Annotated in this window: 11 protein-coding genes; 6 read left to right on the top strand and 5 right to left on the bottom strand. The window is 72.5% G+C overall.

Translation table 11 applies throughout. From position 1 onward, the window contains the following. Positions 1–3,101: amino acid adenylation domain-containing protein (locus tag AB0J39_RS33640; RefSeq protein ID WP_363472169.1), on the bottom strand; the 3,101-nt coding region annotated here is incomplete at its 3' end. A gap of 622 nt (positions 3,102–3,723) precedes the next feature. Here AB0J39_RS33640 and AB0J39_RS33645 point away from each other — a divergent pair. Further along, the gene (locus AB0J39_RS33645; RefSeq protein WP_363472171.1) at positions 3,724–4,056 is read left to right on the top strand and encodes a hypothetical protein; all 333 of its coding nucleotides are present in this window, start codon (positions 3,724–3,726) and stop codon (positions 4,054–4,056) included. Positions 4,057–4,145: 89 nt separating this feature from the next. Beyond that, positions 4,146–4,658 (top strand): N-acetyltransferase, encoded by a 513-nt coding sequence (locus AB0J39_RS33650; RefSeq protein WP_363472190.1) that lies wholly within the window; start codon positions 4,146–4,148, stop codon positions 4,656–4,658. Here AB0J39_RS33650 and AB0J39_RS33655 read toward each other — a convergent pair. Beyond that, positions 4,634–5,314, bottom strand: coding sequence for a helix-turn-helix domain-containing protein (locus tag AB0J39_RS33655; RefSeq protein ID WP_363472173.1), 681 nt, complete (start codon positions 5,312–5,314; stop codon positions 4,634–4,636). The genes AB0J39_RS33650 and AB0J39_RS33655 overlap by 25 nt on opposite strands. A gap of 100 nt (positions 5,315–5,414) precedes the next feature. Here AB0J39_RS33655 and AB0J39_RS33660 point away from each other — a divergent pair, with 100 nt between their 5' ends. The 4 genes from AB0J39_RS33660 (at position 5,415) to AB0J39_RS33675 (ending at position 9,542) form a co-directional block, all read left to right on the top strand. Then, positions 5,415–6,653, top strand: a complete 1,239-nt coding sequence (locus AB0J39_RS33660; protein ID WP_363472176.1) for an acyl-CoA dehydrogenase family protein — start codon at positions 5,415–5,417, stop codon at positions 6,651–6,653. Beyond that, complete coding sequence (locus AB0J39_RS33665) at positions 6,650–7,393, top strand: SDR family NAD(P)-dependent oxidoreductase (RefSeq protein WP_363472177.1); 744 nt, start codon at positions 6,650–6,652, stop codon at positions 7,391–7,393. Before AB0J39_RS33660 ends, AB0J39_RS33665 begins: the two co-directional genes overlap by 4 nt. A gap of 73 nt (positions 7,394–7,466) precedes the next feature. Further along, positions 7,467–8,627, top strand: coding sequence for a lactate 2-monooxygenase (locus AB0J39_RS33670; RefSeq protein ID WP_363472179.1), 1,161 nt, complete (start codon positions 7,467–7,469; stop codon positions 8,625–8,627). 153 nt (positions 8,628–8,780) lie between these two features. After that, positions 8,781–9,542: a GAF and ANTAR domain-containing protein gene (locus AB0J39_RS33675; protein ID WP_363472180.1), complete on the top strand. Its 762-nt coding sequence runs from the start codon at positions 8,781–8,783 to the stop codon at positions 9,540–9,542. A 23-nt stretch (positions 9,543–9,565) separates the two neighbouring features. Here AB0J39_RS33675 and AB0J39_RS33680 read toward each other — a convergent pair whose 3' ends face one another. The 3 genes from AB0J39_RS33680 to AB0J39_RS33690 form a co-directional block, all read right to left on the bottom strand. Then, entirely contained in the window at positions 9,566–9,877 is a 312-nt protein-coding gene (locus tag AB0J39_RS33680) for an STAS domain-containing protein (protein WP_363472183.1), read from the bottom strand. Between the two features lie 263 nt (positions 9,878–10,140). After that, positions 10,141–11,415 (bottom strand): MFS transporter, encoded by a 1,275-nt coding sequence (locus tag AB0J39_RS33685; RefSeq protein ID WP_363472185.1) that lies wholly within the window; start codon positions 11,413–11,415, stop codon positions 10,141–10,143. A 39-nt stretch (positions 11,416–11,454) separates the two neighbouring features. Continuing rightward, positions 11,455–11,916: a MarR family winged helix-turn-helix transcriptional regulator gene (locus tag AB0J39_RS33690; RefSeq protein ID WP_363472188.1), complete on the bottom strand. Its 462-nt coding sequence runs from the start codon at positions 11,914–11,916 to the stop codon at positions 11,455–11,457. Positions 11,917–12,076: the final 160 nt, after the last annotated feature.

Below are 12,076 nucleotides of genomic sequence, written 5' to 3' on the forward strand. Positions count from 1 at the left end.
GTGCTGACGCCCACCAGGGACCCCGGTCCCATCCGCGTGCCCGCCGGGATGACCGCGGCGTTGCCGACGAACGCGCGCCTGCCCACCTCGGTCGGCAGGAAGGCGACCCGGCCGTGGGCGAAGTCCGCGGCTCCCACGCTCGCCATGTCCGCGACGAAGCTCTCCTCGCTCAGCGTGAGGAGATCGGGATCGAGCTGCGCGGCCGTGGACACCTCGGCGCGGCGGCCGACCCGCGCGCCGAGCAGCCGCAGCCACGGCGAGGTGTACAGCGTGCCGTAGAGCGAGTTGGTCGACCGAAGGCTGAACTCCAGGAGCTTGTCCACCGCCCACTTGCGTACGCCGAGCCAGGAACGCGCCGGGTGCACGCCGACCGGCGCCTTCGGCAGGACGAGGCGTTTGCCGGCGGCCACCGCCGCGCAGACGACGATCACGTACAGCGGGCCCGCCACCAGGACGGCGGCCGGCCCGGCCGCGAGACCCCGGGCGGCCACGGCCGTCCACACGACCAGGACGCTCGGCACGATCGAGGCCAGCATGACCGCCTCGAGGCAGCAGAGGACGGCCACCGCCGCGGCCACGTGACGCGCCTTCCACCCGGTGGGGGAGGGGGCGCGCAGCATCGTCTCCACCACGGGCCCGAGCGACTCCACGGAATTCGGCGGCGACCCGGCCCACCGCGCCCCCTCCGGCACCGTCTCGCCCCGCGTCAGCGCAGACTGGTCGCCGAGCCCGGCATGGGCGGCGACCCGTGCGCCCGGGCCGAGCACGACGCCGTTCCCGACGAAGGCGTGCGGACCGACCTCCACGGGGGCGACGACCACCCAGCCGTCCACCACCAGCCACGCGTGCAGGGAGGAGCGGTATCCGACCGAGGCGCCCGCACCGATCCGCAGCAGCGCCGGAAGGTTGACGTCGGCCGTCGCGACGGCGGCGCCCGGCCCGACCCGCGCGCCGAGCAGCCGCAGGTACGCCCCCATCATGGGGGAGCCGCTCAGCAGCGGCAGCGGGGAGACCGACAGCAGCAGCTGCAGTGCCCACAGCCGCAGGTAGGTGACGCCCCACAGCGGATATCGGCCGGGCCGGACGCCGGCCGCCAGCGGTCGCGTGAGCAGCACCGGCAGCAGCCAGTGCACCCAGACATAGGTGGTCATCGCGGCCAGCGCCAGTGAGGCGAGCAGGTCGGCGCCGTCACCGGGCAGCATCAGCCACCCCTCGTCCCTCCTCGGGACACCGGGGATCGGGCGGGGGGTGGTCCACCCGTGCAGCGTGACGGAGACCGGCAGTGTGATCACGAGCAGCAGCAGGTAGATGACCGCGCTCTGCGCGGCCCCGGCGAGCGCGATCCGGCGGCCGCCGTGCCGCAGGGGAGCCGGGCGGGGCGGGGCGGCCGGCTCCGGCACACCGGTACGACCGCCCAGATGCACGGCGAGGCGCCGCACGGTGGGGTTGGCGTAGAGGTCGCGCACCGCGAGGCCGGCGCCGATCTCACCGGCACGCAGCAGCGACACCACGCGTGCCGCCAGCAGGGAGTGACCGCCGAGGTCGGTGAAGAAGTCCGCCTCGACCGACAGCGACTCGGGGGCGAGGCCGAACGCCTCCGCCCACACCTCACGCAGGCGTGTCTCCAGCTCGCCCTCGGCGGGCGTCACCGGTCCGGGGCCCACGAGGCGACGGCCGGTCGGCGGGGGCAGCTTCCGGCGGTCCACCTTGCCGCTCGGCATGGCCGGCAACGCGGCCACGACGTCCAGGAACGAGGGCAGCATGTAGGACGGCAGCCTGCGGCGCAGCCGGTCGTGAAGCCGCCCGGCGAGGCCCCGGCCGGTGTCGCCGTCGCCGTCTCTGCCGGCTACGGCGGGCACGACGTAGGCGGCGAGTTCACCGCCGGGGGCGTCCGTGCCGGGCACGGGCACGAGGGCGGCCACGGCCTCGGCGACGCCGGCGTCCTCAAGCAGCACGTTCTCGATCTCGCCCAGGTCCACCCGATGCCCCCGGATCTTCACCTCGGAGTCGGCGCGGCCCAGATATTCGATCTCTCCGGTCGCGGTCACCCGGCCGAGGTCCCCGGTGCGGTACAACCTGCCGCCGGGGGGAGCCAGCGGGTGCTCGATGAAGCGGTCGGCGGTCAGGTCGGGACGGCCGACGTAGCCGCGGGCGACGCCGGGTCCCCCGATGCAGATCTCGCCGACCTCGCCGTCCGGCACCGGCTCGCGCCGCTCGTCGAGTAGCACCACCGAGTAGGTCGGCAAGGGCCGGCCGATGGTGACCCGCCGCCCCGGGAGCAGTTCGGCGCAGGTCGCGGTGACGGTCGCCTCGGTGGGCCCGTATGTGTTGAGGATCCGGCGGCCCGGCCGGCTCCACCGCTCCACCAGCCGGGGCGGGCAGGGCTCGCCTCCGACGATCAACGTGCGCAGGCGCGGCAGCTCACGCGGGATCGTGGCGAGCAGCGTCGGGACGCAGTAGAGCATGGTGATCTCGCTGTGGTCCAGGAAGTCCGCGAGCTCCGCGCCGAACTGCGGTAAGCCGGCCGGGCCCGCGACGAGGGTGGCGCCGGCCGCCCACGTCGGCCAGATCTCCTCGATGGAGAAGTCGAAGGAGATCGTCATCCCCTGGTAGACGCGGTCGTGCGGCCGCACGCCGTACAGGCCGGGCACGACGTCGAGGAAGTTGCCGATGCTCGACTGCGCCACCTCGACGCCCTTCGGCCGGCCGCTCGACCCGGAGGTGTACATGACGTACGCGACCGGATCGTCGTCGGCCGCGCCGTCGAGCGGGCGGGTGACCGGCGCGGCGGCGGCGAGGCCGGCGCAGGCGTCGAGGTCGAGCACGCGGTGCCCCAGCGCCACTACGGTCAGCGACCGGTCCGACGTGGTGAGCACGAGGTCGACCCCGGCGTCGTCGAGGATGTAGCCGACCCGGTCCGGCGGCGACTGCGGGTCGATCGGCACGAACGCCGCGCCCGCCTTGCCCACAGCGAGCAGCGCCACGTACGTGTGCACCGACCTCGGCAGCAGGATCGCGACGCGGGACCCGCGACCGACGCCCAGGTCGCGCAGCAGGTGCGCCAGCCGGTTCGCCCGGGCGTCCAGCGCGGCGTACGTCAATTTCAGCTGTCCGCACTCAAGGGCCGTCGCCCCCGGCGTCAGGTCACAACGTGCCTCGAAGACGTGGTGCAGCCGTCCGCGTGATCGCCTGAGCGGAATCCGTGAGCCGCCCCCGGCCCGTGCTGTGCGCGATGCGTGACTCGGCATGATCACCCTTTGGCCGATCGCGTGTGACTTGGGCGGGTTCGTCGATCCGCACGAAGAGTGTCCGACGCGACCCGCGAGACGGACGCGGGATCATGTCCGCCGCCGGATCCCCTGATGCCCGATGACACCGCCGCGAGGCGGTCGTCCTAGGGATGGTGTTCCCCCGATGCCGCCACGCTGCGGCAGTGAATTCCCCAGACAGGGCAAAAGGTTGGACTCCGGCCGCCCGGCTCGGCCCCTGTTTCGGCCGCCGGAAGTGGTAGCGTGCTGATCGTTTGGTGTCGGATCAAGGATGAGAGGGAGGTGAGGTTTGATGACCGCGGTGAAGAGCGCTGCCGTGCGCAGCGCCCGGACAATCCTCACGTCCCGGGCCCCGGTCTGACCCATTTCTTCCCTCCGCCGTCAGCCTGTCCGGCTGCCGAGGCGGGGTGGTGCTTGTGTCTCGTCGGGGCCCCTTCCCGCAAGGTGTCTCACATTGTCCAATCCTTCCGAATTCGGCCTGTCCCGCTATGGATGGACCGAAAGTCTCGACCATGCCTTCGCGCCGTACCGCGAAGCCGGCCTGGTGCCCGCCCGGATCGCGCGCGTGGACCGAGGCCTGTGCGACGCGGTCACCGAGTCCGGGCCGGTGCGGGCCCGGCTCGCGGCGACGTACTCGCGCCTCGACAGCTATCGCAAGCTGCGACGCGAGAACGCCTGGGCGGCGTCGCGGACGGACGCCCGGCTGCGCGCCGAGCGCGGCGACCGGCAGAAGGCGATCACCAGCCATCTGCGCGCGACCTACAAGTTCAGGGACCGGCAGTCATGACCGGCCGCGTCGACCCGGACATCTCCCCGAGACCGCAGACCGACGCCCTGCGCCCGCAGGCGAGCACAGAGACGGACACCAACCCTCCCATGACCCCTTCCTGGACCACCCGGCCCGAGACCGCCGCCGACCCCGCCCGGATTCGTGAGGTCAACCTCGCCGCCTTCCCCACCTCGCACGAGGCCGACCTCGTCGAGGCGCTGCGGGCCGACCCGCAGGCGTGGGTCCCCGGCCTGTCCTGGGTCGCCGATGCCCCCGGCGGTGACGTCGCCGGATTCGCCCTGCTCACCCGCTGCCACGTGGACGACGCTCCGGCGCTCGCTCTGGGCCCGTGCGCCGTCAGGCCCGAGCACCAGCGGAAGGGCGCGGGCTCCGCCGCGATCCGCGCCGCCCTGCGCGCCGCCCGCGAGCAGGGTGAGAACCTCGTGCTCGTGCTGGGCCACGCCGAGTACTACCCGCGCTTCGGCTTCACCCCGGCCTCCGGCTACGCCATCCGGCCGCCCTTCGACGTCGAGGACAAGTACATGATGGCGCTCGTCTTCGATCCCACACGGCCCGTGCCGGCCGGCACGATCCGTTACCCGGAGGCGTTCGGAGTCTGACTCCCGCCGGGCCGCCCGGCTGCCTGCTCGCGTTCGGCGAGGAGCCGGGCGGTCTCGTCGGAGACCTCGCTGGCGAGGACCGCCGCGACCACGTCGATCAGGTGACTGGTGAACAGGCGGTCGTCCCGCGCCGGGGCCGCGCCCGCCCGGCGGGCCAGTTCCACGTACGTCATGCGGATCGCCATGAAGCGCTGGTGCAGGCGTACGGCGGTCTCGGGGAGCAGCGGGGCGACCAGCTCCCGCCAGCGGCCGATGCTGCCGCCGCCGTCGTCGGGGAGGCTGGGCGGGACGCGGTGGACCAGTTGCTCCATGACCCGCAGATAGGCCCTGCCGCCGTCGGGATCGGCGAGCTTGGCGGCGGCCGGACGGACGAGCGCGGCGGCGAGCGTGCGGCGTGCCTGGACCGGCGGCAGCGGGCCGCGCGCCTCGTACTCGTCCAGAAGTTGGTGGCGCCGCGCCTCGATCTCCGGCCGGTGCTTGGCGAGCACCGCCTTCAGCAGCCCGGCGCGGTCGCCGAAGTGGTACTGCAGCGCGGTGGAGTTGCGCTGCCCGGCGGCGGCGTTGATCTCACGCAGCGAGACCGCGTCGATGCCGCGCTCGGCGAACAGGCGTTCCGCGGCGTCCACGAGCCGCCGGACCGTGGTCTCCGCCGCCATCACGCCTCCCTTGTCGCCCGTACGTCCGAAGGATACGGTATTTCAGGCGATCGCCTTATATGGTGCGGCAGCCGCATTAGCGGGCGCCCGAGGGAGGATCATGGCCATCGACTTCACGCTCGCCCCCGAGCACGAGGAGATACGCGCGCGGGTGCGGACGTTCATCCAGGAGACCGTGATCCCGGCGGTGAAGCCGTTCGAGGACTCCGAGGAGAGGGCGCTCGCCCGGGACGAGTACCTGCGCACGATCTTCGACCTGCGCCGCCGGGCCAAGGAGGAGGGGCTCTGGCTGCCGCACATGCCCGTGGAGTGGGGCGGCATGGGCCTCGGCCACGTCGAACTGGCCATGGTGCAGGCCGAGGCGGCCAAGACCAGGCTCGGCCCGTGGGTGCTCAACTGCGCCGCGCCCGACGAGGGCAACATGCACACGCTGCTGCACTGGGGCACCGACGAGCAGAAGGAGCGCTACCTGCGTCCGCTGCTCGACGGCGTGAAGATGTCGTGCTTCGCGATGACCGAGCCCGAGGTGGCCGGCTCCGATCCCACGCTCATCCGTACGAACGCCGTGAAGGACGGCGACGAATGGGTGATCAACGGGCACAAGTGGTTCATCTCCAACGCCCGCAGGGCGAGCTTCGCGATCCTGATCGCCAAGACCGAGTTCGACCTGCCGGAGGGCGCGCGGGGCGCGAACACCGCCTTCCTCGTGGACCTGCCCGCCGAGGGCTGGCACGACGTACGCGAGATCGAGACCATGCACGGCTCGACCGGCCACAGCGAGATCGTCATCACCGACCTGCGCGTGCCGGACTCCGCGGTGCTCGGCGGACGGGGCAACGGCCACCGGCTGGGGCAGTATCGCCTCGGGCCGGCCAGGCTGGCGCACTGCATGCGGTGGATATCGCAGGCGGAGACGGCCCTTGACATGATGGTGGGCAGGGCGCTGGACAGGTACAGCCACGGGTCGCTGCTCGCCGGGAAGCAGGGCGTGCAGTGGATGATCGCCGACTCGGCGATGGAGCTGTACCAGTGCAAGCTCATGGTGCTGCACGCCGCTTCGAAGATCGACAAGGGTGAGGACTTCCGTACCGAGGTCTCGATGGCCAAGCATTTCGTGGCGAACAGCCTCAACCGGATCGTCGACCGCGCCATCCAGATCCATGGGGCGCTCGGCTACTCGACCGACACCCCGCTGGCGCACATGTTCCAGCACGCCCGATGGGCCAGGTTCGCCGACGGCGCCGACGAGATCCACCAGATGCGCATCGCCGAACGGACAATCGAGGCTTACCGGGCTACCGGCTCGACCAGGGCCGCGACGGGAGGACTCCCACTGTGAACACCGACGACATCTCCGGCAAGGTCGCGCTCGTCACCGGGGGTGCGGGCGGCATCGGCGCGGGCGTCGCCCGCCGTCTGGCGGCGTACGGCGCGCACGTCGTGCTGGCCGACGTCGACGCCGAGGCCGGCGCGCGCACCGCGGAGGAGATCGGCGCCTCGTTCGTCCGGACCGACGTGTCCCGGCTGGAGGACAACCAGGCCGCGGTCGCGCTCGCGGTCGAGCGGCACGGCGGGCTCGACCTCGTCTTCCTCAACGCGGGCGTCGCCTCGGGCTGCGGGCTCGGCGAGGACTTCGACCCCGACCGCTACCGGCGCGTGATGGGGATCAACCTCGACGGTGTCGTCTTCGGCGTGCACGCCGCGCTGCCGGCGATGCGGGCCGGGGGCGTGATCGTGGCGACCGCCAGCATGGCGGGGATCGTGGGCATTCCGCAGGATCCCATCTACGCGGCCAACAAGCACGCGGTCGTCGGTCTCGTCCGCTCGCTCGGCCCGCAGCTGGAGCCCCTCGGCATCAGAGTGCAGGGGTTGTGCCCGTCGTTCGCGGACACCGCGATCCTGGACGGCGACATCAAGGCGCTGCTGGACGAGATGAAGTTCCCGATCCTGGACGTCGAGACGGTCGCCGACGCGTTCTTCTCACTGCTGGCGAGCGAGGGCACCGGTGAGTGCTGGTTCGTCGTGCCGGGCCGCGAGAGCGAGCCCTTCGCCTTCCGCCGCGCTCCCGGGCCCCGGTGAGCCGCTACGACCCAGTTGGCGGCTTTTCGCCCCATGATTCGGTAGCGTGCCGCGATTCGGAACGAGGACGACGATGACCACCTGGGCGGACTTCCAGTACGAGATCTACCTCAACGGCATGACGGGGGCCGTGCCCCGGCTGCCGACCGACCTGACCCGGCTGGAGGAGATGGCCGAGCGGAGGCTCGGCCCGGGCCCGTTCGGCTATGTCGCCGGAAGCGCGGGCAGCGGGCGCACCGAGCGCGCCAACCGCGAGGCGCTCGACCGCTGGCGCATCGTGCCGCGGATGCTCCGCGATGTGCGCGAACGCGACCTGTCGGTGACCGTGCTCGGCAGGAAGCTGCCCGCGCCGCTGGCGCTGGCGCCGATCGGCGTGCTGTCGATCATGCACCCCGAGGCCGAGCGGGCCGCCGCCCGCGCGGCGGCGGCGCTGGGCGTGCCCTTCGCCTTGTCATCGGCATCCAGCACGCCGATGGAGGACGTCGCGGCGGCCATGGGAGACGGCGAGCGGTGGTTCCAGCTCTACTGGGGCAAGGACCGCGAGGTCACCCTCAGCTTCCTCGCCCGGGCCAAGGCGGCGGGGTTCACCGTGCTCGTCGTCACCCTCGACACCCCGCTGCTGGCCTGGCGGCCCCGCGACCTCGACCAGGCGTACCTGCCGTTCCTGCGCGGCGTGGGCACCGCCAACTACTTCACCGACCCGGCGTTCCAGGCCGGGCTCGCCCGGCCGGTGCACGAGGACCCGAACGCCGCCGTCCTGCACTTCGTGGGCATGTTCGGCGACCCGGGCAAGACGTGGCCGGACCTCGCGCTGCTGCGCGAGCACTGGGACGGCCCGATCGTGCTGAAAGGCGTCCTGCACCCCGACGACGCCCGCCTGGCCGCCGACGCGGGAATGGACGGCGTCGTCGTCTCCAACCACGGCGGACGCCAGGTCAACGGCTCGATCGGGGCGGCCGACGCCCTGCCGGCCGTCGCCGACGCCGTGGCCGACCGGCTCACCGTGCTGTTCGACGGCGGCATCCGCACCGGGGACGACGTCGTCAAGGCGCTCGCGCTCGGCGCCAGGACCGTGCTGCTCGGCCGCCCGTACGCGTACGGACTGGGGCTGGACGGCCAGGCCGGGGTGGAACACGTGGTCCGCTGCGTGCTGGCGGAGACCGATCTCACCCTGGCCCTGTCCGGCTGCGCCGGCGTCGCCGCGCTCACCCCCGACCTGCTCACGCGGATCTGACCCGGCCCTCGCGCAGCCGGGCCCCGGGCCGCTCGGAAATTCCGCTGCCCCGGCGCTCTCCGCCGGGCATACGGCGCCATGGTGCGGGCATGGCTCGGATGAGCCACTCGGAGCCACTCGGAGCCGTTCGATGCCGAGAGGTGGTGACGGCGCGTGGCCGTCAGGGATGTGAACGGGGACAAAGGGCGAGGCCGGCCGTCGTCGGCCTACATGGGACACGCCGCCGACGACGAGCTCGCGGTCAGGCTGAGCGATCTCGCGCGGACCCTGCAGGACGAGGACACCGCCCAGGAGACGCTGGAGGCCATCGTCGGCGCGGCCGTCGACACGGTCCCCGGCGCGCAGGACGCGGGGCTGACGGTCGTCATCCGCCGCCGCGAGGTCGAGACCCAGGCCGCGACCGGCGACGTGGTGCGGCAGGCGGACAAGGCGCAGTACGACACCGGCCAGGGACCGTGCCTCGACGCCACCTACCAGCACAGGACCGTCCGGCTGCCGGACATGACCCGGGAGGAGCGATGGCCGGAGTTCACCCGGCGCGCCCTCGCACTCGGCGTCAAGAGCATGCTCTCCTTCCAGCTGTACGTCCGGAAGGGCGACCTGGGCGCCCTGAACCTCTACTCCCGCGAGAAGAACGCCTTCGACGACGAATCCGAGCACGTCGGCCTGCTGTTCGCGGCCCACGCGGCCGTGGCCATGTCGGGAGCCCGCCAGCAGGAGCAGCTGAGACGCGCGATCGCCGTCCGCGACCTCATCGGCCAGGCGAAGGGCGTGCTCATGGAGCGCCACAAGCTGACCGCGGACCAGGCGTTCTCGCTGCTCGTGCGGGCCAGCCAGCAGACGAACACCAAGCTGGTCGAGGTCGCCGAATACCTGGTGGACACCGGGGAGCTGCGTACGCGCGAGGACCGCTGACCGGGCCGGCGGGCCCCCTCGGCTCAGGGGTTGTCGCCGGGTGGCGCGGGCGGCGGGACGGCGGCCAGGCCGAAGGTCTCGAGGAGACCGACGATCTCCAGGACCCTGCGTGCCATACGGCCCGGCTCGACCACCGTGAGGCGGCATCCCACCTCGGCAGCGGCCGTCCGGCTCATGACCAGCGCGCGTACGCCGGACGCGTCGAGGAAGGTGACCCGCGCGAGGTCGACTTCGATGCGGTCCGGCCGCTGCCGGCGCAGGACGTCGAGGACGGCTCTGTAGAGGTGACCGGCCGTGCCGATGTCGATCTCGCCGCACGCGATGATCCGCGTCATTCCGGCCCACGGGCCTGCGGCGGCGGCCCCACCCCGCAGTGGTCGCCACCGTGGTTCGTGTCCCGATGCGAGAGCGGGGGAGACGTGGGGACCCATTCGGTACTCCCGTCGTTGCGGCGGGCCGCATCCCCTCACCTCTGAAGGCCACGACCAGCCCAGACATGAGTAACCACAATCGGGCGGGCCAAACCATTCCCTCGCGCGTTGCAAAACATGCGCAAACCGCACGGTGGGGCCGCGGCGCGGCCCCACCGGCGTGTCGATCAGGTGGCCGAGCCGATGTCCTCGGCCAGGGCCTCCTCCTCCAGTTCCTCCCGCCTCGCGGCGGCCGGGTCGGCGGCGGCCATCTCCGCCTGGGCGCGCTCGGCCTCGCCGAGCTGCCGGTGTGCGGCGGTGAGGACCACCGCGCCGAGGAGCACCGCGGCGGCGCCCAGGTAGAACGGCGCGTGCTGACTGTCGAAGTGCTCGGCGAGCTTGCCCGCGACGAAGGGCGCGAGGCCGCCGCCGATGAAGCGGATGAAGCCGTACGACGCGGAGGCGATCGGCCGCTCCACGGGCGAGACGGTCATGACCGCCTGGGTGGTGACCGTGTTGTTGACGCCGATGAAGATCCCGGCCACGATCACGCCGCAGATCACGACGGCCCGGTTGTCGGTGAACAGCGCGATCACCAGGATGTCGAGGCTGAACAGCACGAGGTTGGCGTAGAGCGTGCGGGCGATGCCGAAGCGGGCCTGCAGCCGCGGGGCGCCGAAGACCGAGAAGACCGCGACGAGGATTCCCCAGCCGGTGAAGACGAGGCCGAGCTGGTGCTCGTCGAGCTCCATGGGGTACGGCGCGTAGCCCAGCACCGTGAAGAAGCCCCAGTTGTAGCAGAGCGCGGTCAGGCCCAGGATGAGCAGGCCGCGGTGGCGCAGGGCCTTGATCGGGGCGGCCACGCTGGTCTTGGCCGCCGGCGTGGGCGTCGGCCGGACCAGGGTGACGGTGGCGATCAGCGCGATCGCCATCAGGACCGCGACGCCGAAGAACGGGCCGCGCCAGCTGATGCCGCCCAGCACGCCGCCGAGCAGGGGGCCGACCGCGATCCCGACGCCGAGCGCGGTCTCGTACAGGATGATCGCGCCGGCGAAGCCGCCGCTGCTCGACGCGACGATGACGGCGAGGGAGGTGGCGATGAACAGGGCGTTGCCGAGGCCCCAGCCGGCGCGGAAGCCGACGATGCCGCCGATGCTGCCGGACATCCCGGCGAGGGCGGCGAACACCACGATCAGGGCGAGGCCCGCGATGAGGGTGCGCTTGGCGCCGATCCGGCTGGAGACCCACCCGGTGACCAGCATCGCCACGGCGGTGACGACCAGATAGCTGGTGAACAGCAGCGAGACCTGGCTGGGCGTGGCGTGCAGCTTCGAGCTGAGGGCCGGCAGGATCGGGTCCACCAGGCCGATCCCCATGAAGGAGATCACACAGGCGAAGGCGACGGCCCAGACCGCCTTCGGCTGCTTGAAGGGATTGGAGACGGGGGCATGAGCAGAGCTCACCGGACCTCCTGGTAGTAGCGAGGGGGAGCCGACCGGCCCCTACTCGTCGGCCGCGCTCTCGAGCAGGCGCCGGAGCAGGGGGAGGAACTCGCCGGCGGCCCGTGTCAGCGCACGCAGCTCGCCGGGGGACAGCGTGCCGAGCATCTCGTCGAGCCGCTCTCTGCGCCGGCGGCGCCGCTCGGCCAGCAACGCGCGGCCCGCGTCGGTGACGCCGACCAGCACCGCCCGGCCGTCCTGGGCGTCGACGCCGCGACTCACCAGCCCCTCGCGCTCCAGGCGCTGCACGAGCTGGGTCATCGACGGCTGGGTGACGCCCTGCTCCGCCGCGAGCACGCTGAGCCGCGCCGGGCCGTTCCTGTCCAGGTACGACAGGGTGGTCGCGGCCGTGAGGCTGATCTCGCGCGTGGACAGCCGCCGTACGGCGAGCACCGCGAGGTCGTCCAGGATGGCCGAGACCGGGTGGGCGTCCTCGGGGGGATCGGCGTTCGGGGAGACGGACACAGGTGTTCCTCCGGACGGGAACCAGATTTACATAGGAAGCCTATACAACTGTCCGGAGTGCGCTGCGTCGCCCCCTGCGTGAGCGACGACGTGGTCCCCGGAAGGCCCGGTCCCGGCGAAGCACGCCGCGCCAGGACCGGGCCCTCGCCGCGCCGCCGCC

Origin of the sequence: Microbispora sp. NPDC049633, from assembly GCF_040675265.1 — a bacterium.
Lineage (GTDB): Bacteria > Actinomycetota > Actinomycetes > Streptosporangiales > Streptosporangiaceae > Microbispora > Microbispora maris.